The sequence below is a fragment of the Paenibacillus sp. GCM10027628 genome, assembly GCF_042676385.1.
Lineage (GTDB): Bacteria > Bacillota > Bacilli > Paenibacillales > NBRC-103111 > Paenibacillus_E.
Genome location: NZ_JBHTHA010000002.1, coordinates 277,721 through 298,917 on the forward strand (window position 1 = coordinate 277,721; position 21,197 = coordinate 298,917).

General features: G+C 50.9%; 22 protein-coding genes. 1 reads left to right on the forward strand and 21 read right to left on the reverse strand.

What is annotated here, in order from left to right:
* Positions 1–4 precede the first annotated feature (4 nt).
* Together ACFQZT_RS02485 and bluB are read right to left on the reverse strand one after the other, a co-directional pair.
* On the reverse strand, positions 5–592 hold the full coding sequence (locus ACFQZT_RS02485) for a P-loop nucleotide/nucleoside kinase family protein (protein WP_379296202.1): 588 nt from the start codon (positions 590–592) through the stop codon (positions 5–7).
* Positions 589–1,236 (reverse strand): 5,6-dimethylbenzimidazole synthase, encoded by a 648-nt coding sequence (gene bluB, locus ACFQZT_RS02490; RefSeq protein WP_379296204.1) that lies wholly within the window; start codon positions 1,234–1,236, stop codon positions 589–591. The genes ACFQZT_RS02485 and bluB overlap by 4 nt, the downstream gene beginning before the upstream one ends.
* Before the next feature lie 174 nt (positions 1,237–1,410).
* Between bluB and ACFQZT_RS02495 the strand changes: the two genes are divergently transcribed.
* Positions 1,411–2,241: a sugar phosphate isomerase/epimerase family protein gene (locus ACFQZT_RS02495; protein WP_379296206.1), complete on the forward strand. Its 831-nt coding sequence runs from the start codon at positions 1,411–1,413 to the stop codon at positions 2,239–2,241.
* Between the two features lie 8 nt (positions 2,242–2,249).
* Here the strand turns inward: ACFQZT_RS02495 and ACFQZT_RS02500 are convergent, their stop codons facing one another.
* From ACFQZT_RS02500 to ACFQZT_RS02590, 19 genes are all read right to left on the reverse strand, one after another.
* Positions 2,250–2,942: a metal-dependent hydrolase gene (locus ACFQZT_RS02500; protein ID WP_379296208.1), complete on the reverse strand. Its 693-nt coding sequence runs from the start codon at positions 2,940–2,942 to the stop codon at positions 2,250–2,252.
* Between the two features lie 135 nt (positions 2,943–3,077).
* A complete protein-coding gene (locus ACFQZT_RS02505) occupies positions 3,078–3,578 on the reverse strand; it encodes a metal-dependent hydrolase (protein ID WP_379296210.1) in 501 nt (166 codons plus the stop codon).
* Positions 3,579–4,395: 817 nt separating this feature from the next.
* Positions 4,396–4,782 (reverse strand): hypothetical protein, encoded by a 387-nt coding sequence (locus ACFQZT_RS02510; protein WP_379296212.1) that lies wholly within the window; start codon positions 4,780–4,782, stop codon positions 4,396–4,398.
* Between the two features lie 158 nt (positions 4,783–4,940).
* The gene (locus tag ACFQZT_RS02515) at positions 4,941–5,945 is read right to left on the reverse strand and encodes an LLM class flavin-dependent oxidoreductase (protein ID WP_379296214.1); all 1,005 of its coding nucleotides are present in this window, start codon (positions 5,943–5,945) and stop codon (positions 4,941–4,943) included.
* 90 nt (positions 5,946–6,035) lie between these two features.
* Positions 6,036–6,533 carry a GNAT family N-acetyltransferase gene (locus tag ACFQZT_RS02520; protein WP_379296216.1) on the reverse strand — a complete coding sequence of 166 codons (498 nt, stop codon included), beginning with the start codon at positions 6,531–6,533 and terminating at the stop codon, positions 6,036–6,038.
* A gap of 5 nt (positions 6,534–6,538) precedes the next feature.
* The gene (locus ACFQZT_RS02525; protein WP_379297918.1) at positions 6,539–7,873 is read right to left on the reverse strand and encodes an LLM class flavin-dependent oxidoreductase; all 1,335 of its coding nucleotides are present in this window, start codon (positions 7,871–7,873) and stop codon (positions 6,539–6,541) included.
* Positions 7,874–7,905: 32 nt separating this feature from the next.
* Positions 7,906–8,805 carry a MetQ/NlpA family ABC transporter substrate-binding protein gene (locus ACFQZT_RS02530; protein WP_379296218.1) on the reverse strand — a complete coding sequence of 300 codons (900 nt, stop codon included), beginning with the start codon at positions 8,803–8,805 and terminating at the stop codon, positions 7,906–7,908.
* Between the two features lie 598 nt (positions 8,806–9,403).
* Positions 9,404–10,072 carry a methionine ABC transporter permease gene (locus ACFQZT_RS02535; protein WP_379296220.1) on the reverse strand — a complete coding sequence of 223 codons (669 nt, stop codon included), beginning with the start codon at positions 10,070–10,072 and terminating at the stop codon, positions 9,404–9,406.
* A complete protein-coding gene (locus tag ACFQZT_RS02540; RefSeq protein WP_379296222.1) occupies positions 10,069–10,854 on the reverse strand; it encodes a methionine ABC transporter ATP-binding protein in 786 nt (261 codons plus the stop codon). The genes ACFQZT_RS02535 and ACFQZT_RS02540 overlap by 4 nt, the downstream gene beginning before the upstream one ends.
* A gap of 6 nt (positions 10,855–10,860) precedes the next feature.
* Entirely contained in the window at positions 10,861–12,051 is a 1,191-nt protein-coding gene (gene solA / locus ACFQZT_RS02545) for an N-methyl-L-tryptophan oxidase (protein ID WP_379297920.1), read from the reverse strand.
* Positions 11,999–13,261 carry an amidohydrolase gene (locus ACFQZT_RS02550; protein ID WP_379296224.1) on the reverse strand — a complete coding sequence of 421 codons (1,263 nt, stop codon included), beginning with the start codon at positions 13,259–13,261 and terminating at the stop codon, positions 11,999–12,001. Before ACFQZT_RS02550 ends, solA begins: the two co-directional genes overlap by 53 nt.
* A complete protein-coding gene (locus ACFQZT_RS02555; RefSeq protein ID WP_379296226.1) occupies positions 13,258–13,722 on the reverse strand; it encodes a DinB family protein in 465 nt (154 codons plus the stop codon). Before ACFQZT_RS02555 ends, ACFQZT_RS02550 begins: the two co-directional genes overlap by 4 nt.
* 19 nt (positions 13,723–13,741) lie before the next feature.
* Complete coding sequence (locus tag ACFQZT_RS02560) at positions 13,742–14,494, reverse strand: amino acid ABC transporter ATP-binding protein (protein WP_379296228.1); 753 nt, start codon at positions 14,492–14,494, stop codon at positions 13,742–13,744.
* Positions 14,491–15,201 carry an amino acid ABC transporter permease gene (locus ACFQZT_RS02565; RefSeq protein WP_379296230.1) on the reverse strand — a complete coding sequence of 237 codons (711 nt, stop codon included), beginning with the start codon at positions 15,199–15,201 and terminating at the stop codon, positions 14,491–14,493. Before ACFQZT_RS02565 ends, ACFQZT_RS02560 begins: the two co-directional genes overlap by 4 nt.
* A gap of 10 nt (positions 15,202–15,211) precedes the next feature.
* Positions 15,212–15,910, reverse strand: coding sequence for an amino acid ABC transporter permease (locus ACFQZT_RS02570; RefSeq protein WP_379296232.1), 699 nt, complete (start codon positions 15,908–15,910; stop codon positions 15,212–15,214).
* A complete protein-coding gene (locus tag ACFQZT_RS02575) occupies positions 15,911–16,786 on the reverse strand; it encodes a transporter substrate-binding domain-containing protein (RefSeq protein WP_379296234.1) in 876 nt (291 codons plus the stop codon).
* A gap of 511 nt (positions 16,787–17,297) precedes the next feature.
* Complete coding sequence (locus ACFQZT_RS02580) at positions 17,298–19,331, reverse strand: ABC transporter ATP-binding protein (RefSeq protein WP_379296236.1); 2,034 nt, start codon at positions 19,329–19,331, stop codon at positions 17,298–17,300.
* Positions 19,332–19,347: 16 nt separating this feature from the next.
* Positions 19,348–20,247, reverse strand: coding sequence for an ABC transporter permease (locus ACFQZT_RS02585; protein ID WP_379296238.1), 900 nt, complete (start codon positions 20,245–20,247; stop codon positions 19,348–19,350).
* 16 nt (positions 20,248–20,263) lie between these two features.
* On the reverse strand, positions 20,264–21,190 hold the full coding sequence (locus ACFQZT_RS02590) for an ABC transporter permease (protein ID WP_379296240.1): 927 nt from the start codon (positions 21,188–21,190) through the stop codon (positions 20,264–20,266).
* Between the last annotated feature and the right edge of the window lie 7 nt (positions 21,191–21,197).

Consider the following 21,197-nt stretch of genomic DNA (forward strand, 5'->3'; position numbering starts at 1 on the left):
TCCGTCAGTCACCATAAATAAACCGCCCAACACTCGTTAGCTTCTCTTCGGACAGCGGGTCCGAGTTATCAAAATAGAGAATGGAATCTTCTGGAAGTCTCCATTTAACTTCTCGACGAGTCAAGGATAGACTAAAGTTGCTCCAGTTTTCCAGCTTCCATTCATCTAAAACGGAGCCCCTCTCTTGAATGCGCTGCTTATAAGCATCCGCATCAGGGAGAAAGACATACACAGCTTTAGCATCGACAACGCCATGCGCAGTACTCATTCGCGACAGCTCCTTTTCCAGCCATAAAGGGTCCTCTGTCTCTTTGGTAAAGGGGCCGACGACATAGGCATCAACACCGAGCTCCAAATTCTCCAGCGCTGCGTCCATCGTGATGCGATATCCCAAATCGCGACAGTGCTTTTTATATACAGCTGAATCCCGATCGTTCGGGTCAAGTCCTGAAAGCGTCATAATGGCTTCGGCGGCCGGCCTGAGCAGGGTGTCCATATCCAAATACGAGGCGCGCCGCTTTCTCGCTAGCGTTTTCGCAAGCGTTGTTTTTCCCGCTCCGGCAGGTCCTAAGAAAAAAACCAGCTTGGTCATGCCCGCGGGCCTCCCCAAGTTTCGTGAAAGACCAGATCATCGAGACTTCTTCTTTTTTCCCAATTCGCCGATTCAAGGATTGGTTTGGACGGGTAATGATCCGTGTAGCCAATGGACAACAAAGCGACCGGATCGATATGCGGAGGAATGCCTAATATATCGCGGACATCGGCTTTTTTATAAAAGCTGACCCAACCCAGGGCAAGCCCTTCGGCGCAAGCGGCAAGCCACATATTTTGAATCGCGCACGCCGTAGAGAGCACATCCGTCTCCGGTATGGAATTCCGCCCTAGTACATGGGAACCCCCGCGCGTCGGGTCGCACGTGACACAGATCGTTAGCGGCGCTTGTTTGATGCCCTCGATTTTGAGCCCAAGAAACTGATCTTGCCGGGTATCCTCATAATGAATGGCAAGCGCTCTTCTTTCTTTATCCGCTGCCCAGGCCAGCCGTTCCTTGATCGTTTCTTTCGTTACTAATATGAAGCTCCATGGCTGCATAAACCCAACCGATGGACCGTGATGCGCCGCCTCCAGTAATCGCTCGACAATTTCCTCGGGAATCGGGGTCGTTAAAAAAGTTCTGATATCTCTTCTTGCGTTAATGATCCTATATAATGCATCCTTATCTTGTTCGCTGAACATGTACATCCCTCCATGGAAAAGCCATTATCATTCGATCATTATACATAAAAATGAACCCATAACATAATCGCAGAAGCACTTATAGCCAAATACGCTATGGAAGTCGCAGATCGATTATGGTTGAAAACGAGTATCGTTTGGTACACTGGACATAGATCGGAGAGGAGTGGTACCATGCCTTATTTATCTTTAACCTCATGGAGTTTACACCGAAATCTTGGCCCCTTACGCTGGACCCGGTGGGACGATTATAACAAAATCACCTATACTGACGTTCAGGAACAACCCGAAACCCTATCCCTGCTCCAACTGCCTGCCGTACTTGCTCAAAAAGGATTCGCCGCCGCGGAAATTTGCCATTTTCATTTTCCGGATACCGGCGAAGCTTACCTGGCATCACTTCGAAGCGCTTTCAAAGAAGCAAGCATTCGCTTCTATACATTGCTGCTCGAGTATGGCGATATTTCAAGCGCCGACGATATACGCAGAAACTCGGACATCGCTTGGATCCGCAGTTGGATTGATATCGCTGCGGCATCAGGTGCGCAGCGGGTGCGGATCATCGCCGGTGACGCAGATCCTAAAGATGAAGCGGGCTTAAAACGCTCAGCTGAAGCATTGGACGAGTTGTGCGATTATGCCGCTGGTCAAGGAGTCAGAGTCGTTACGGAAAACTTTCATTCGTTAACATCCGTTTCGGCGAACTGCCTCGCTCTGCTCGACGCTTGCGGGGAGCGTCTGGGACTAACTTCCGACTTCGGTAATTTCAAAGGACCGGAGAAGTACGAAATGCTAACTCAAACGATCCCGCATAGCGAATCGATACATGCCAAATCACAGACCGATGAACAAGGAAAGCCTGATGCGACTGAGTTTGATCGCTGTATGCAAATTGTAAAACGAAGCGGATACGTTGGACCCATCACTGTAGTCTATGATGGCCCCGGCGATATGTGGGAAGGCATTGATCGTGTTCGGTCGCTTGTCATGCCTTACTTGGCATAACAAACAGATCAATCAAGCACGATACTTTCACCTGGAGCAAGCAACTCACCATTTATGCCGTGCTCTTCCAGCTTCTGAACGAATGCCGCTGCATCCTGCTCAATGACAGGGAAGCTGTTGTAATGTACCGGAATGACCAGCTTAGCCTGGTACCACTCGGCAGCTTGCAGCGCATCTTCAGGCCCCATCGTGTAGTGATCGCCGATCGGAATAAACGCCACATCGATTTGATGCCGCTCGCCGATCATCTTCATATCTCCGAAGAGTCCAGTATCTCCGGCATGAAGAATGGTTAGTCCCTCAGCTTGAATGATATATCCGGCGGGCATCCCGCCATAGAAAATGCGCTGCTCTTCGGCAATTACAATGCCCGAGCTGTGGAACGCCTGAATCATCTTCGCTTTGGCGAATCCAAGATCGATAGTGCCGCCGATGTTCATTTCCATCGTTTTGACACCTTTCCACGATATGAACGCCGCTAATTCCGGGTTTGCTACAATCGGAGCATCGTTTGCTTTGGCAATCGGTTCCGCATCCAGAATATGATCCATATGCGCATGTGTTAACAGGATGTAGTCGGTTTTAATAGCCTCAGGATTCGTCACTGCCAGTTGATTGCCACGCAAGAAAGGGTCAATAACGAGCGACTTGTCACCAACTACAATTTGCAAACAAGAGTGTCCATGATAAATAATTTCCATGAAAGTGCGCCTCCTAGACCAATAATTTTAGTTACGATTCCATCATCTAATATTTTGATTGTCAGGTCAAACAGCACGGTAATCGTAATATAAATCACTTAAGGAGCAACCTGGGGGGGCCGCTCCTCTTCTCGTTTAAATCAGATGGAAAGAATACATGAGAGGTATACCTAGACTTATGATCAGCAGCATGATGCGAATGCCGGTTTCAACAATGGAACCCGTTGTGATAGCCATCCATTTCGGGAGTACGCGAATTTTCAGCTTGATGGGCCAAAATAGTTGAACGCCTTTGTCGTTGAGCAGATCGATGAGCGGGTGCGATGCGTACGAAATGATAAACACCCAAAAAAACAAATTCGGTAATGGCGATGAGACTAGCATCAATAGGATAAGCAGCAGAATGGAATGCGTTACCGTTCGATGCTTTACTTGAAGAACCTTCAGCAGCGCAGACAAAGGAAATAATACCTTCGCCATCGTAGACCCCGGTTTGTCTACATCCGCCAAAGTACCTGCTAGGCAGCCTAACAGGAGCGCCCCAGCAGCTTCCCACGATAAAAAGCTTGCATGTTGATAGACGAGCACGAGCTCGGCAGAGACGAGTCCGGCGACGCTATGTGTTTTTTGAAGCATGATAAATCCCCTACTTATACGTGATGTAATATAACTTTATAGTATTCGGGGGAAGTTTTGGAAATGGGTCGTTGTGGAAAAATAAGCTGAGGATCGCGTCGGGAAAGCTACGACTACAACATCAACGTTTCTGTGTTCACGGCTCGAAACAAAGGAAACCGTGCAAGATACCGATTTATGGATAAATATACCAATCTGTTCGTCCGGAATGACCGCAAAAGCTCGAGTAGAGAAAAATAAAATGCCTAAACAGTCGGTAATGCCCTACATTTCTACAGTTCCCCCCTACCCGTCGTGGAAAGAACCAGGGTCGCTAATAGAGAACATTTTGACGCATTTGGTGGGTAAATGACCACCAATCAGGCTTCGAACGAATAAAAGTCCATAATTAGCGAAGATTGTTCTTTGTTTATGGACTTTTGTTCTTTCGAGCCCCGAAATAGCTATTTCTCCGAAATTTAGCGCCAAACTTGTTCACTAATAACGACCTTTATTCTTTATCAAGCGGGTGACCCGAAGGTTACCCCCTCATTTCTTTGAAAGTGGCCGTTGGTTGCATAATGCACATTCGAATCTGCGGAAGAGCGAGCCAAGTCATTTGTTCTCTTCATTCTCAGGAAACTATTCAGATTAAAGCGTCCAAAGCGTCGCTATTAACGCCCTATGTTCTGAAATCCTTTCTAATGCGCAAGCATTGGTAAGCTTCCAGCACCTGCTTCTTCCGGCTACTCCAAAAACAACGCAATTGAATCCCGAGCGCACGATCTGGCGCTGCATGGCGGCGATCAAACCCAATCCTGTGTCTGTAAACTGATCATCAGATCAGATGAAATGACCGTAATGTACTTATCATATCAGCTGCAATTTCGATCGACTCATTTTCCTTATTAAATTCATCCCTGAAAGAATCCCTGAATACCTTGTTAATGGCGTTACTAAGCGATATTGCGTCAATATCCTTAAGGTGTTTAGTTATATAAATCGTAATTGTCCGGGTTTCACCGTCATACTCATCTGCGGGACAATCCATTTCCAGGAGTTGAATAGGGTCCCAGTGATCAATATATCGCTTAACTATTTCTAGGTACGGTGTAGGATCATATTCTAAAGAGTTCAGATACTTAATTTCTCTATTAATTTCTTTTCTGACACTCCACAGCAGATAATTTAATTTCGTCTCATCGGATACTGCCTTAAATTTCATTTGCCTGTTCTCCTCGGTTGTTCATCGTCACGTATACTTAATCCCCACAAGGGTTCTAACTCTTCATTTTCATTATGATATCTTTCAATTGTAAAAACAACAGTGGCCGCCCAGCTGATCTTCAAAGATCTTAAGGGCGGCCACATGCACAAGCCGATTTATTGCAGCTCAAAAGCCTCCGCCAGAAGGCGGTAGGAATGAATGCGCGCTTCCACATTATGAATGGGCGAAACGACCATGATCTCGTCGGCGCGATAAGCTTCGTTCAGCTTCAGAATCTCTTCTTTCACCTGCTGCGGCGTGCCTACAATGCGCTTGTGGCGGCCTTCACGGATCATCGCGTAATCCATCTCGGTGTACGGATAGTTCATTGCCGTCTCCACCGAAGGGAACGACGGGAGCAGCATGCCGCGCATCAGCGAGAGGAAGAACAGATCCGTGCTCGTAGCGAGCAGGTTCGCTTCTTCCGCGGTTTCGGCGCAGATGACGAGTACCGCGGCCAAGGAGCGCGCCTTATCGTTCAGCCGCGACGGCTGGAAGTGCTCGCGGTAGATGCGCAGCGCCTCCGTGCAATCGGCGTTGCCGAAAAATTGCGCAAAGCCGAAGGCCGCTCCCTGGCGCGCAGCGATGCGCGCGCTCTCGTAAGACGAGCCGAGGAGCCACACCTCGGGCGCGGTGGGAATGACCGGCGCTGCGTGCAGCGCGGCGAACCGGTGGTCCGCCGGCAGGGCATCATACAGGTATCCGGTCAAATCCGCAACCTGCTGCGGATATTGGTCGACACCTGTATATTTCCCCTCCTGCAGAGCACGGGTTGAGATCGGCATGCCACCCGGCGCGCGGCCGAGCCCGACATCGATGCGCCCTGGATGCAGCGCTTCCAACAGGCGGAAGTTTTCCGCCACTTTATACGCGCTGTAATGCGGAAGCATGATGCCGCCCGAGCCTAGGCGAATGCGTGATGTCTTCGCCGCCAAATGAGCGATCAGCACCTCCGGGCTGGAATGCGCAAGCGCCTGCGATGCATGATGCTCGGAAACCCAATAGCGGGTATACCCCAGCTTATCTGCTTCCTGAGCTAACTGTGTCGTCTCCGCGAGCGTCTCCGCCGCGGTGCGACCTTCTCCTATTTGCGATTGGTCCAAAATGCCCAATTTAATCAACTTCATCACCTCTATTTTAACTGTAACATATTCGAGCACAGAATAGCAAAAAAATACAGCCGGGATATCTCCCGACTGCCACACAGCCTGTCATTGTGCTAGTTGCGTATGCTTAATCAAAGACTTTTTCAAAAATACGAGCGTATCCGATTCGCCTAATGCCCTTTCCGTAAAACGCACATAACCTTTTCGTTCATACATCGTAAGCAGCCACGGGTGCTTTTGCGAGGTCGCCAGAACGACCCCAGGAGCCAGCAGCGTATCACGAACTACGACTTCTTCGACATAGGTAAGGAGGCGGTTGCCGATACCTTGGTTTTTGAAAGACGGCAGCACCGCGAACCAATATAAAAATGGAAGATCCGTCAATTCCTCCAGATTTTTCAGCGAAATCGTAGCCGCAATCGAACCGTCAATTTCCAAGACGTAGCAAGCATTTTGACTAATATTTTCTTTGATCATATCCAAGTCTGCCGTAGCAGCTCTAAATGCAATCCCAAGCTCGCGAATCGACTCGTACGCCTGCACGATGACTTGAAATACCTCTTCCGCATCTTCAATCGTCGCTAGACGGTATATGTCCCCCATTCGGGTCACCTTCCTTTTTCAAATCGGTTACGAGGTATGCGCAGTCCGAAATGATCCCGAAGCGTCGTCCCCTCGTATTCGTGGCGAAACAGTCCTCTTTCCTGCAAAAGCGGCACGACAAATCGGACGAAATCCTGCAACCCGCCTGGCAGCAGCGGCGTCATTAGCATAAAGCCGTCCGCAGCACGCTGAGTAAACCACTGTTCAAGATGGTTCGCGACATGCTCCGGCGTTCCGATGAACGCATCGTCACTGTAAGAACCGGTGAGCAGCGAATACAGCTGGCGCAGCGTCGGGTTTTCTTTGGCAATGATGGCTTGAAATCTGCGAAATTCAAAGCGGACGTTCGGCAGCTCATGCAAACCGATATCCCTCGCAGAAGTGTCGAGCTTGTATCCGCTAAAATCATATCCGCCCAAATAATCGGTCAGAAATTGAATGCCCGTCTCCTCAGGAATCAGCGAGTCCAAATACTCGGACTTCTCTCTGGCGATCTGTGCCGTCTCACCGATAATGGGCGATACTCCCTGCAAAATATACACTTCATCCGGGTTGCGTCCAAACGCAGCAACTTTGCTTTTAAACGATTGATAAAAAGCTTGAGACTCTTCGATATGATTCTTATGCGAAAAGATAATTTCCGCCGTACGTGCGGCAAACTGCTGTCCCGGCTCTGACGAGCCCGCTTGCACGATAACGGGATGCCCCTGAGGCGACCTGGCAATATTGAGCGGCCCCTGGACCGAGAAAAAATCCCCTTTATGATCAATCCGGTGCAACTTGCTCCGATCAAAAAACACACCGCTCGCTTGATCCCGGATAAAGGCATCATCCTCCCATGAGTCCCAGAGCCCCTTCACCACATCGACGAATTCCTCCGCTCTTTGATAGCGGTAACTGTGCTCATAATGTTCCGCAGCGCTAAAATTCCGCGCCGTGTTACCTGACAAATCCCGCGTTGTGACGATGTTCCACCCGGCTCTCCCTTTGCTGATGTGATCGACGGACATGAACGATCTGGCCAGGTTGAAGGGCTCTGTATACGACGTAGACGCGGTGGCGACAACGCCGATTTTACTCGTTGCAGCCGCAATGGCTGTGATCAAGGTCAGCGGCTCGAACCGATTCAAAATGTTCGGATGGGACTGCTCATTGATCGCTAAACTGTCGGCGATAAAAGCGATATCGAACTTTCCCCGCTCGGCCAATTGCGCGAGCTTCTGATAATAGCCGATATCGATGCTCGAATCGACTTGCGCGCCCGGATGCCGCCACGATGCCACATGCATGCCCGTACCTACCAAGTAGGCCGATAATTTGATCTGCCTTTTTCCCGCCAACATCATCGCCTCCTTCTACACAGCTTCGCCAATTAGAATGCCGGTACGACGGCTACGCCGTATTTATCTTGGATGAATTTTTTCACATCCGGCGACGTCAGTACTTCGCCCAGCTTCTTGATTTCCGGACGATTCTCGTCACCCTGACGGACAACGATCACGTTGGCATACGGAGAATTCGCATCTTCACGGAAAAGCGCCGAGTTCGGATCTATTTTTGCCTCGAGCACAAGATTAGTGTTAATAATCGCACCCTCAACGTCCGGAAGCACACGTGGCAGTTGTGCGGAATCCACCTCGCTGAACTTCAGTTTTTTCGGATTGTCGATAATATCTTTAGGCGTTGCGGAGTACGTTGTGATTCCATCTTTCAGCTTGATTAAGCCCTTCGCTTGAAGGAGTACCAAGGATCTGTACTCATTGGAGGGATTATTAGGAATCGCGATGGTCGCGCCATCTTTAAGCTCATCGATGGATTTCAACTTTTTCGAGTAAAATCCGATCGGCTCCACGTGCACTTTGGTCGAAACTGCGAATTTATATCCTTTTTCCTTGGAAATAGAGTCCAGGTACGGCACGTGTTGGAAGTAGTTCGCATCGATTTGTTTCTCGGCAAGCGATGGATTCAACTGGCCCTCATCGTCCAGCACCACGACATTCAGATCAATGCCTTGCTCCTTTAATTTCGGCTTTACGAAATTCAGGATTTCTGCGTGAGGTACGGCTGCCGCTCCGATTTTCAGCTTCACTTCAGCTTTGGGCTGAGCTGTTGCCGATGCCGTCGCCGCCGTTGTTGCAGCCGCTTGTGGGCTAGGCGCCGCACTTGTTTGCGGAGATGATGTGGAAGCGGTCTGGCTTGATGTCCCACAGCCGGATATTAGACCAATGGTCAACGCCAGGACGGATGTAAGTACGAACTTATAATTTATCATTTGATTTCTCTCTCCTTTTATTTTCTGGAACTATATCAGTTGAACGTATCATTTTGGGGGCTAATTTCTGTAGGCTCAACTTGAGGAACTGCTTTGATCCTCTGATGTGGAACGACAATCCCCTATTTTGAGAAAAGCACTATACAATTTGAAATGATGGAACGTGAGTGCGTTAACTGTGGAAAATACGGCTGTTCGAAGACTGAACAATAGAATAGAGGATCCTCGTTCCTCAAAGCTCAATAAATCAGGCGTTTTCGGCGATTAAGGCATTCACGTTCCTGTTAATGATCCCTTACAGTCGTTAAGTGCAGCAAAGCTAGTTCAAGCTATACAGATGAGTCAATGCGACATACATCATTAGAAGGAAAAGCTCCAGCTAATTTTCCTATAATTTGCAGCCGGCTTCACTTAACTGGAATTCCTCCCTCTAATTTGGCCGAAACGTAGATGTTGACTGCATTTGGGCAGTTTTATCAGGAGTTTTTCCAGTTAAGTTGCTAATAAATGACTTTGGAAGCAAATTAACGGGAGTTTTTCCTGCTAATACATCGTGTTAAGCTGATATGTTCAGCGAACCGAACAAGTTTATGTAAGCTTAATCGAACTTAAATCGTTTCCGGTTAATTCTTCTCGCTATGTAGTCTCCTAGCCATTGAATCAGTTGTACCAATGCGACGAGCAGCAAAACGGTTAAGAACAAAATATCCGTACGAAACCGCATATAGCCGAATCGTATTGCCAAGCTGCCCAATCCTCCGGAGCCAATGGCACCAGCCACGGCCGTGAAGCCAGTAATCGTAATAATCGATAGCGTGACGCCTCGAATGAGAGACGGAAGAGCTTCGGGAATAAGCACCCGTGTGATGATAAAATACGGCGTTGCCCCTACCGCTTGGGCCGCTTCGATTTTGCCGAAACTGACTTCTTTGATGCTGTTCTCGATAATCCTGGCCAAAAAAGGAGCCGAGCCGATCGCCAAGGGAACGACCGCAGCGGTAGCTCCCAGCGTTGTGCCCACAACGAAGCGAGATAAAGGGAGCAGCACGACGATCAAGATAATCGACGGAAACGAACGAATCATATTGACGATCGTGCTGAGCACCTTGTGAAACCTAGGAGCGGGAAGCAAGTTCCCTTTTTCCGTCACAACAAGCACGATGCCAAGCGGAAGCCCGATCAACAGCGCAAAAACCGAAGATAGGGCAACCATATAAACCGTTTCGCCGAGGCCTTGCAGCAAGATCCCGAATAGATCCTCACTCATACAAGGGCACCCACTTTCTGCTGCACGTTTCTTTTGCTTTGATAGCCTTCGATGATGCGGATGAAGCTGCGCGACGTTTCACTTTCCGGCTCCAAAAAAATCTTATCAACCGTGCCGCTCTCGACTATCCGCCCGTGCTCAATGACAGCCATGCGTCCGCAAATGTGTTGCAGCACATCAAGCTCATGGGTGATGAGCACGATCGTCAGCTTCAGCTTCCGATTGATTTCCTGCAGCAGCTCCAGAATGGCAAACGTCGTTTGCGGATCGAGCGCTGATGTCGCTTCATCGCAAAGCAGCACATCCGGTTCATTCGCCAGCGCTCTGGCAATGCCAACCCGCTGCTTCTGCCCACCGCTGAGCTGCTCTGGGTACGCATCTGCTTTATCGCTCAACTGGACAAGCTCCAGTATGGCCTCCACTCGCGGTTTGATCGATTTCGTCGGCACGCCGGCCGCTTCTAGGGGGAAGGCCACATTTTGGAATACCGTTCTCGCATCGAGCAGGTTGAACTGCTGAAAAATCATGCCGATTTTTCTCCGCGCCTCGCGCAGCTCCTTTTTATTCAGATCTGTAATGACTTTATCGCCAATGACGATGCTCCCTGAGTCCGGCTCCTCTAACCGGTTCAGACAACGGATCAATGTGGATTTGCCTGCGCCGCTAAAGCCGATGATGCCGAAGATTTCACCTTTTTCAATGTGTAAGTTGATGCTATCCAAAGCTAGCATGCGGGTACTTGCAGTATGATACGTTTTGCTTAGCTGTTGAACGACAATCATCTGCATTCACCTCAGATAGACATGATGTTGTTGAAACCGCGACAACGCAAACGGAGAGATATCGTGTTCCGTTCGTCCATTCCGCGTTAAATCGGACAAAATTTCACCAACCACGCTGGCGAATTTAAACCCGTGACCGGAAAATCCGCCGGCAATAAGGACATGGTGATGCTCAGGATGTCTGTCGATAATGAACTGTTCATCGGGCGTCAATTCGTATTTGCATACGGCTTCACGCAGTACGCGTCCAGCCGCTTGGGGCAGAAACGCTTGTAGCGCATCCCGAAGATCCCGTTCATCATCGTCATAATGCCCGAATGACTCGAAAGGCGATCCCGGCTGCCAGAGCTGACCGGCATCATGGCGTCCGATTTTCACACCGGAGCCTCCGATGCTTGGGAAGCCATAAAACCCGCCGCCATTCGGTCCAGCGAATGTAAAACCAGGAAATCTGGAGACGTCGTACAAGGCTTCGTCTGCCTCGAACCAAGCGACAGCTTTGCGAACAGAACGGATGGGCAATCGAATCACAGAATCGATCTCGCGAAACCAAGCTCCGGCGCACAGGATCAGTTGATCCGCATGATAAGAGCCGTCCGCGGTATGGACCGTAACTCCACTGCTCCATATATGGATGCGCGTCACTTGTGTATTCAAGAGCAATCGGGCGCCAAGCGCCAAAGCTTGCTGCCGATAAGCGCGAATGCAGGCCTCGCTATATAGAAATCCGGCTTCCTGCTCATAAAGTCCCTCGTAGAATTCAGGCGGCTCAATGCCAGGCCAGCGTTTGCGAATTTCATCGGCATCTAACCGTTCCACTTGGAGGCCAAATGCTTCCGTTGTTTTCCATTTTTGTTCCAGACTGCCGGAGTCCGCCGGTCCCATATTGAGCACACCGCTGCGCACGAGCAATGACTTTCCGCTTGCAGCCTCCAGTTCTTGCCATAGCTGATCAGCTCGTAGCGCCATGGCCGTATATGTAAGGCTGCCGGTATAGGCATGCCGGATGAGACGCGTATCCCCATGGTGGCTTCCCGACAGATGAGGCGGGTCAAATTTATCGATGAGCAGCGCCCTGACATTGTGCTTCGCGAGATGATAACCCGCACTCATCCCCATCGAACCTGCGCCGATGACAATAACATCATACGAGGTTGGAATGTCGCTCGCCCTCCTTATCCGTGTTGAGGCCAACAGCAACGGTACCCGTTACTCCTGCGTTTAATTGTTCAAGCGAACGAATCGCTGTTAGAGCAAACAATGCGCTGCTCGGGGCAAGCGCTTCTTCGTTGACCGTAAACTTCGGATGATGCCATTCCTCTGTGCCGCTAGTGCCCATCCAGATGAAACTGCCCGGCACCTTTTCCTGGTAATGAGCAAAATCTTCGCCGCCTGTCGATGGCTGCGCCGTAACGACGCGAATCCCCAGTATCTCCGCAGCCTGGCGGAAAATCTCGACCGCTTCGGCATCATTATTCACGGGCGGGATGCCCGCATACCAGCTTAGCTTGACCTCCGCGCCGTAGCCGGATGCGATGCCGGTCGCCAGACGCTTCAGCAATTCGGGCATCTTCGCCCGAACTTCCGGCGTGAACGTGCGGACCGTCCCGTCCAGCACAGCTTCATCGGGAATGACGTTCCACGTCGTTCCCGCATGGAAGCTGCACACGCTGACGACCGCGTGATCGAAAGGCGAAATGCTGCGCGAAATCGCCGTCTGGATGCCGCCGACGAGTGCGCTGGCGGCGACGATCGGGTCGATCGCCCGTTCAGGGATGGCGGCATGGCCGCCTTTGCCCTGAACGCGGATCTTGAAGCCGTCGACTGCGGCCATCAGCGGCCCCGCCGTTAAGCCGATCGTGCCGACCGGCAGCTCCGGCTTATTGTGCATGCCGAAGATCGTCTGCACGCCGTCGAGCGCTCCGGCCGCAATCATAGCCTTGGCGCCGGTGCCCTTTTCCTCGGCCGGCTGAAAGAGCAAACGAACCGTCCCCTTGAACAAGTGGGCGTTCCGTTTGAGCAAAATCGCTGCGCCCAGGATCGCAGCCGTGTGGAAATCATGGCCGCAGGCATGCATGCGGCCATGGATCTCCGAAGCGAACGGTAGCCCCGTCTCCTCGATCACCGGCAGCGCGTCGATATCGGCGCGGAGCGCAATGATCGGCACTTCGCCGGACACCGATTCGCCGCCTGCTGTGCCCGACACCTCGGCCAGGACGCCGACCGGCATATCCAAAGGCAGCAGCCGGATCCCCTCGGCCTGCAAAATCTCCTTAATTCGGCGAGTCGTCTCGAATTCTTCCATCGACAGTTCCGGGAATCGGTGAAGCTCCCGCCGGATCCGGGTGAGCTCTGGCAATAAGGCTTCCGCCTGCTCCCTCACATCATCTGCCCAACCGGTGCTCATAACGACTGCTTAATCCGGTCAATCTGCGCCAGATGCACCTGCACATGATTAACGAAAGCTTCATATAGTTCCGAAAGTTTGAACGTTTTGCCTTTCACATTTACACCGGTACGCTCCCAATCTTCTGCCGAAAGTCTTTTGAAAAACAATGCATTATACGTCAGCAGCGCTTGATAAACCGCCAGCACTTCATCTAGCGAGCTTTCATTCGCTTTGGAGCGGCTAACCCACGGATCCTGATCAAAAGCAGGCAGCTTAACATCGGACTCCGCTACGATTTGGCGAATCCGAAACGAAGTCACAATGCTGTGATCCACCAAGTGGGAAATCACCTCGATCACGCTCCACTTCTTTTCCGACGCTTTCCATTTCAGCTGTTCATCGCTTAGTCCCTGGGTAGCCAAACGCAATTGTTCGTAAGTATTCGTAAATAACTGAAGATCAATAAGACTCTGACTCATAATTGTCGCCTCCATTAAGTTAAATGACATAGCTCCATTCCGGAGTAACGCGTTTCAAAAATTGTTTCGTTCGCTCTTCTCTCGGCCGCACAAACAGCTCTTCCGGCTGGCCTTCTTCCACGATGACGCCGCCATCCATGAACACGACATGGCTCGAAACATCGCGGGCAAAGCCGACCTCGTGCGTAACGATAATCATCGTCACCCCTTCGCGCGCGATCTTGCGGATTACTGTCAGCACTTCGCCCACCAGTTCGGGGTCCAGCGCCGAGGTTGGCTCGTCGAATAAAATGACTTCCGGGTTTAAGGCGAGAGCCCGGGCTATACCCACCCGCTGCTGCTGTCCGCCGGATAGCTGGCTCGGATAGGCATCCACCTTCTCCGAAAGACCGACTTTGTCCAGCACTTCCAGACTTTTGCGTCTAGCTTCTTCCTTCGGCTTCTTCTGCGCAATGACAAGTCCTTCCATGACGTTTTCAAGCACCGTTTTGTGTTTGAAAAGGTTATAATGCTGGAACACCATCGCCGTTTTACGGCGGAGTTGAATAATGTCCTGCTTGCTTGGATGCTTGCCGCTGATTTTGAAATCGCCGATCGCCACCTCGCCTTCATTCGGACGCTCAAGGAAGTTGACGCACCGCAGGAGCGTCGTTTTACCGGATCCGCTGGGGCCCAGAATGGCGACAACGTCGCCTTTTTCCACGGTCAGATTAATGCCGTTCAGCACCTTTTGCTTCCCGAAGGACTTATGAATATTGGTTAACCGAATCATACGACTCCTCCTCGATTATAGGCATTCACTTTTTTCTCCAAGAAAGCGGTGAGCCTTTCAGCCAGCAGCGTCAATCCCCAGTAGATGAAAGCGGCGGCGATAAAAGCTTCCAAAAATTTCAGGCTGACCGACGCGACAACATTCGCTTTACCCGTCAATTCCATCTGTGACACAGCAAAAGCCAGCGACGAGGTATGAAGAAAGCCTACAAAAATGTTGCACAAGTTCGGCAAAATAACGCCAATCGCTTGCGGAGCAACGATGCGCCGGAGCGCTTGCGTCGTGCTCATGCCAATCGAATAAGCTGCTTCGATCTGTCCCCGGTTCACCGATAGGATGCCTGAGCGTATGATTTCCGACATGTAGGCTCCCGCCGTAATGGAAAATGCCGTAAGCACGATGAGCAGCGAAGGAATGGATGCGGATTTGAAGCTCCATCCGAAATAAGCCGACGTTCGGTCAATGATGAGCGGTAATCCCCAATAAATCACGAATATATGCAGCAGGATCGGGGTACCGCGCAAAAACGACACATAAAAATCAAGGAGCCGATATATATATTTGACCTTATAAATTCTTGCAAAAGCGGTCACCAAGCCGATCCCGAAGCCGATAACGAGCGGTACGAAAGTCAGCACAAGCGTCAACGGCAAGGCCTTCAAAATTTCTATAAACGCCGTGAAAATAAACGCAACATCAATGCTCATGTTTCCCACCTCATCCGGCTAATGGACGCTCATGCTTTTGCAGCCTGAACTCCGTATGTTTGAAACCTTTTTCCAAAATCAGAACCGTCACGTAATAAATGATCGTCAGGCTAATGTACACCTCTAGCGTATGAGCCGTCGCAGCAATGAGCGTTTCCCCCCGCCCCATCATATCCATAACCCCGATCGTAAAGGCGAGCGAAGTATCTTTGAGAAACCCGATCACGGAGTTCGCGAAATTCGGAAAAGCGATGAGCAGCGCCTGAGGAACGACAATGCGGAAAAAGGACTGTGGCCCTGTCATGCCGACGGCATAAGCCGCTTCCGTTTGTCCGCGGTCGACCGAATTCACGGCGGCCCGGATATTTTCCGATTTGAAAGCCGCGATGCTTAGACCGTAGGTGATGATCACGAAATAAATCGGATCCCAGCGCGAGATATCGACATTTACCAGTTTCAGCAGCATCGGCAAGCCGTAGAAAACGAGAAACAGCTGAATAATGATCGGCGTCCCGCGCATAAAAGATACATATACAATCGAGATTTGATTAAGTACAGGTACCCGGTATAGGCGGGTCAATGCGATTAGCAAGCCGAGAATGAACCCAAGCGTCAAGGAAGCCACTAGAATTAACAAAGTTAGCGGCAAATAATAGAGCAGCTTCGGCAGAAAGGTGGCGACGAGCGTGATATCAAATGATTTCCCCATCTATTGCCCCTGTGTGTAGTCGGCTCCCAGCCACTGCGTGCTTAATTTAGCCAGCGTGCCGTCTGCTTTGATCGCTTTTAAAGCTTCGTCGATTTTCGCTTTCAGGTCTGTCTCGTCTTTTCGCAAAATGAAGTAGACTTTGGAGTTTGACAACGGTTCCCCTACTGTTTTCAATTGCGCATCTGCCGATTTATTCAAGAAATCGACCGCAAACTGAGTGCTGATCGATGCGTCCGCACGCCCCGCCTTAATGGATGTCTTCGCATCTTCGCCTGCTCCTGTATAAACAATGTTAATTCCTGCATTGTGCTCCTTATTGTATTTCTCAGCCAGTACTGCCGCATTGCTCGTAGCGGTGACCAAAAGCTTTTTCCCTTTCAGGTCGTCGATCGATTTCACCGTGTTGTTGTCTTTATGAACAATAATTTTGTTCGGGAAAATGTTATACGCTTCGTCGTTGAAGAGGAACTTTTTCTGGCGTTCTTCATTCACTTCCATTTGATGGGCGATGAAGTCGATTTTGTTCGTTTCCAGGCTGAGCAGCAGGTTTTTGAACTCCATCGTTTTCAACTCGAATTCGTAATCGGGAAGCCGTTTGTCGATCTCTTTCACAAGTTCCACATCATAACCGGTCAAATTTCCTTTATCATCAATAAAGCAAATATTGGGGAACTGCGTGCCCGTTCCGACGACGATTTTCTTCACCGCTTTGGATGCCGGCGCCGGGCTGGAGGTGCTAGCCGCTTGAGTCGTGGCGGCTGCAGTTGCTGCAGCCGTTGCTGCCGGAGAGCTTCCGGCAGTTTTCGCTTGATTGCCGCAGCCCGCTGCTAACACGGTTGTGAGCAGGATTGTGCTAAGTACAGTTAACTTTTTCATAGTATTTTGCCTCCAGTAAAATATATATTTTATATTATGTTTATCGTTTAACTCGGATTAATAACAACACTTCCGCTCCGTTGCGGAGATTAGCTCGGGTTTGGACCAGATCGCCTCTGCATGCTCGACTTAACACGGTTATTCAGCTTTAACTAGCTCAGCTTCACCGAATCTGCTACTTTAATACGGTTTTTCCGCGCTAAAGCTCGGGTTTCCGCCAGATCGCCTCTGCATGCTCGACTTAACACGGTTATTCCCCCTTAACTAGCTCAGCTTCACCGAATCTGCTACTTTAAGACGGTTTTTCCGCACTATAGCTCGGATTTGGACTAGATTGTCTCTGCTATGCTCGACTTAACACGGTTATTCCCCCTTAACTAGCTCAGCTTCACCAACTCTGCTACTATAACACGGTTTTTCCACGCTAAAGTAGTAGGTGCAGAATAGTAACAGCTTCATGTCCTGCGTTCCCGGACAAGATCTTACGCGTTGCACGTACCAACCCCCCGCCTTACAACGGGTAATGGCAAGCGGTCCAGTGCCCTTCCCGTACCTGGAGCAGCTCCGGCGTTTCTTGCTTGCACCTGGCAGTTGCTGCCGGGCAGCGGGTATGGAATCTGCAGCCGCTGGGCGGATTGGCCGGCGATGGTATTTCTCCTTGAATGGCGGTCCATTCTCTTTTTCGCGTCGGATCCGGCGAAGGAATGGAGGCAAGGAGCCCCTTCGTGTAAAGATGCGCCGGATGCCGGAACAGCTCCTCACTTGGCGCAATCTCCACAAGCTTGCCCAAATACATCACGCCGATCCGGTCGGAAAGATGGCGGACAATGTTCAAGCCATGCGCGATGAACAAGTACGTCAGTCCCAGCTTCTTCTGCAAATCCTGCATCAGGTTCACGATTTGCGCCTGCACGGAAACATCTAGCGCCGATACCGCCTCATCCGCGAGTATAAACTGCGGATTGAGCGCAATCGCTCGGGCGATGCCGATCCGCTGCCGCTGTCCCCCCGAGAATTCGTGGGGGTACCGATCATACAGCGAACCTTTTAAACCGACCAGCTCCAGCAGCTCCTCCACTTTTTCCCGTTTTGCGCTTGAGCTTAAACTGTGGTGAACATCAAGCGGCTCCGCGATAATGTCGCCAACCCGCCATCGCGGATTCACCGATCCGTAAGGATCCTGGAAAATGATCTGCATATCCCGGCGGGCTTCCTGTAAGCCTTTAGCCGAAAGTTTGGCTAAGTCACGTCCCTGAAAAAGCACTTGACCGCTCGTCGCTTTTTCAAGCTGCAGCAGCACCCTGCCCAAAGTGGATTTACCACTGCCGGATTCGCCGACGAGTCCGAAAGTTTCACCTTTTTCAATTGTAAAAGAAACCTGATTTACCGCTTGAATCAGCGATTTCGAACGATTCAGCAGCCCTTTGCCCACCGGGTAATATTTGCTGAGTTCACGGATCTCAAACAAATTCTCTTTCCCCGTTCCCACCGATTTCCCCGATACCCGAACAGCCTCACCCGGTTCATTGACGCTGACATCAGGAGCAGCCTGCTCCTTCCACCCGTCAAGCTCCACCAGGTCCTCGGCGTACCAGCATGCCGTTTGCCTCCCGTTCACTTCGCGCAGCGCCGGACTGTCATTGCGGCAGCGATCCGTCGCATGAGGGCACCGGGGATGAAAGCGGCAGCCCTCCGGCAAATCGGAGAGGCTCGGTATTGAGCCTTCGATGGCATACAATCTGGAACTGCGGTCCCCGTCCATCGTCGTGATCGAACGTAACAGCCCGCGCGTATACGGATGATGCGGCCGATCAAAGAGCTGCTGGGCCGTCGCCTGCTCGACGATCTGTCCGGCATACATCACGATGATGCGATCCGCCATCTCGGCGGCGATCCCCATATCGTGAGTGATGAGCAGGATGGACATCTTGAATTCCGCTTTCAATTCCTGCAGCAAATGCAGAATTTGCGCCTGAATCGTGACATCCAGCGCGGTTGTCGGCTCATCTGCAATCAACAGCTGCGGACCGCAAGCCAGCGCCATTGCAATCATGGCCCGCTGGAGCATACCGCCGGACAGCTCGCCGGGGTACTGCTTCATCCGGATTTCCGGTTCGGGAATACCGACTCTTCGCAGCAAATGGACGGCACGTTCCCAAGCTTGCGCTTTATTACCTTGCTTGTGTTCGATGATCACTTCCATAATCTGACTGCCGATCGGAAAGACCGGATCAAAAGCAGCCATGGGTTCCTGAAACACCATCGCCATCTTCTTCCCCCGCAAAGCGCGAAGTTCTTTCTGCGACAAGGTTGCAAGATCAATGCCTTCAAGCGAGATACGCCCTTCGGTAACGGCGCCGTTTTCGTAATCGATCAGTCTCATGACGGTTTTGGAAGTGACGGATTTGCCGCTCCCCGACTCCCCGACGAGACAAACCGTCTCACCGACGCCCAACTGAAAGGAAACGTCGCTTATCGCGGTCAGAGAGCCATTTTTCGTTGTAAAATCTACACTGAGCCTATCAATTTCAAGCAGCTGCTTCATCCTCTCGTCCCCCTTGCTAGACTCTGCTCTGTTTCGGATCCAAGGCGTCGCGCAGTTTATCTCCAATCAGGTTGACAGACAAGACGAACAGCGTGATCGCCAGACCGGGGAAGGTACATATCCACCAGGCTACGGTCAAATACCCTCTTCCTTGCGAGAGGAGTGTCCCCCAGTCCGGTATTTCTTTCAAAACACCCAGGCCCAAAAAACTCAATCCCGACCCTACCAAAATGGATGAGCCAAGACCGATCGTAGACATGACCAGCAGCGGTGACCAGGCATTAATGAGCACATGGCGGAAAAAGATGCTGACCTTTGAAGCGCCGATTGACCTCGAAGCGATCACAAAGGGTCGGTTCTTAACGTTCATGATTTGCCCGCGCATAACTCTCGCATACTGCGGGATGGCAGCTGCCGCAACGGCAAAAATGATATTATACAGATGGGGTCCGAGAGCTGCGGCAATGGCCAAAGCCAGCAAAATCCCCGGAATCGTCATCAAAACATCGATAAACCGCATGCAGATCTTATCCACAATCCCACCGATATAACCGGATAAAGCACCGATGGCGCCACCGACAAGAGCACCCGCTAAAACCGAGGCGAAGCCGATGATTAAGGAGTCTCGGCTGCCGTAAACGACCAAACTGAATACGTCCCTCCCGAAATAGTCCGTACCAAACAGATGAGAGCTGCTCGGCGGATTTAATATATGATCCGTCAGCATCGCTGTCGGTGCGTAGGGTGCAATCCACTGCGGAACCACCGCGCAGCCCACAATGAACAGCGTCACCGCAACGGCGATATAGACGAAACCGTCGGTTACCGTCATTTTGCCCCGGTGTGATGTCGCCTGCCTACGCAGTCCCTGCCTGCTTCCTTGCCAAAAAGCTTTCGACGAGATGACCTCTTTCATCTTCGGATTCCTCCCTTCACTCTGTTCTCCGCACCCGAGGATCAATAAATGCATATGAGATATCGACAAGCAGATTTACCGCTACATATACAATCGCTGAGAAAAAGACAACGCCCTGTACGACCGGCAAATCCTTCGCCATGATCGCATCCGCCAGAACCCGCCCGATGCCTTGCCGGGAAAAGACAGTTTCAATAACCACGGTGCCCGCCATTAGATCGCCGATATGAATGCCGATGATCGTAATAGCCGGGATCAACGCATTGCGCAGTGCATGCCGATACATCACCATGCGTTCCGATAAGCCTTTGGCACGCAGCGTTACGATGAAATGCTCATGAATAACCTCCAGCATGCTGTTGCGTACCATGCGAACGATGAATCCTGCACCGACAAAGCCCAGCGCAATCGCAGGGAGAATGAGCGTTTCCAGGCCATCGGACCCCATCGCCGGAAACCATCCCAAGTAGACCGAGAAGATGAGGATGAGCAAGATCCCCGACCAAAATGTCGGCATCGAAATACCGAATAATCCTACGAGACGGGCAATGACGTCAATCCAACGATTTTTGTGAATGGCGGAAAGTACGCCCAGCAGCACCCCCAGCACGATCGAAAGGATCGAGCTGGCCAGGGTAAGCGCAAGCGTCGCCGGGAAATGCTCCAAAATTTTCGGCAATACCGGATTACTGTTCACAAGCGATTTTCCGAAGTCCCCCTTCACAATGGAGGCGAAATAGTGCCCGAATTGTACGTAGAAGGGTTCATTTAATCCGAGCTGATGTCGAAGGTTCTCTATGGCCTCCGGCGTCATGGTGGTCGGATCGATCATGGACAGGACCGGGTCCCCGGGAAGCACATAGAGAATACAGAATACGAGAATGAGAGAGCCAATTATGACCAGCAAAGAAACTAGAAGCCGCTCCGTTATCGTTCTGCCCATTTCCATT

Bases quoted from the DNA above. Each gene is read 5' to 3' on its own strand.
- bluB (WP_379296204.1), bottom strand. From the start codon at position 1,236: ATGTTCAGCGAACAAGATAAGGATGCATTATATAGGATCATTAACGCA.
- ACFQZT_RS02520 (WP_379296216.1), bottom strand. From the start codon at position 6,533: ATGGGGGACATATACCGTCTAGCGACGATTGAAGATGCGGAAGAGGTA.
- ACFQZT_RS02560 (WP_379296228.1), bottom strand. From the start codon at position 14,494: ATGATTCGGTTAACCAATATTCATAAGTCCTTCGGGAAGCAAAAGGTG.
- ACFQZT_RS02580 (WP_379296236.1), bottom strand. From the start codon at position 19,331: ATGAAGCAGCTGCTTGAAATTGATAGGCTCAGTGTAGATTTTACAACG.
- ACFQZT_RS02530 (WP_379296218.1), bottom strand. From the start codon at position 8,805: ATGATAAATTATAAGTTCGTACTTACATCCGTCCTGGCGTTGACCATT.
- ACFQZT_RS02570 (WP_379296232.1), bottom strand. From the start codon at position 15,910: ATGGGGAAATCATTTGATATCACGCTCGTCGCCACCTTTCTGCCGAAG.
- ACFQZT_RS02540 (WP_379296222.1), bottom strand. From the start codon at position 10,854: ATGATTGTCGTTCAACAGCTAAGCAAAACGTATCATACTGCAAGTACC.
- ACFQZT_RS02510 (WP_379296212.1), bottom strand. From the start codon at position 4,782: ATGAAATTTAAGGCAGTATCCGATGAGACGAAATTAAATTATCTGCTG.
- ACFQZT_RS02485 (WP_379296202.1), bottom strand. From the start codon at position 592: ATGACCAAGCTGGTTTTTTTCTTAGGACCTGCCGGAGCGGGAAAAACA.
- ACFQZT_RS02590 (WP_379296240.1), bottom strand. From the start codon at position 21,190: ATGGGCAGAACGATAACGGAGCGGCTTCTAGTTTCTTTGCTGGTCATA.
- ACFQZT_RS02565 (WP_379296230.1), bottom strand. From the start codon at position 15,201: ATGAGCATTGATGTTGCGTTTATTTTCACGGCGTTTATAGAAATTTTG.
- ACFQZT_RS02500 (WP_379296208.1), bottom strand. From the start codon at position 2,942: ATGGAAATTATTTATCATGGACACTCTTGTTTGCAAATTGTAGTTGGT.
- ACFQZT_RS02555 (WP_379296226.1), bottom strand. From the start codon at position 13,722: ATGAGTCAGAGTCTTATTGATCTTCAGTTATTTACGAATACTTACGAA.
- ACFQZT_RS02585 (WP_379296238.1), bottom strand. From the start codon at position 20,247: ATGAAAGAGGTCATCTCGTCGAAAGCTTTTTGGCAAGGAAGCAGGCAG.
- ACFQZT_RS02505 (WP_379296210.1), bottom strand. From the start codon at position 3,578: ATGCTTCAAAAAACACATAGCGTCGCCGGACTCGTCTCTGCCGAGCTC.
- ACFQZT_RS02495 (WP_379296206.1), top strand. From the start codon at position 1,411: ATGCCTTATTTATCTTTAACCTCATGGAGTTTACACCGAAATCTTGGC.
- ACFQZT_RS02550 (WP_379296224.1), bottom strand. From the start codon at position 13,261: ATGAGCACCGGTTGGGCAGATGATGTGAGGGAGCAGGCGGAAGCCTTA.
- ACFQZT_RS02575 (WP_379296234.1), bottom strand. From the start codon at position 16,786: ATGAAAAAGTTAACTGTACTTAGCACAATCCTGCTCACAACCGTGTTA.
- ACFQZT_RS02535 (WP_379296220.1), bottom strand. From the start codon at position 10,072: ATGAGTGAGGATCTATTCGGGATCTTGCTGCAAGGCCTCGGCGAAACG.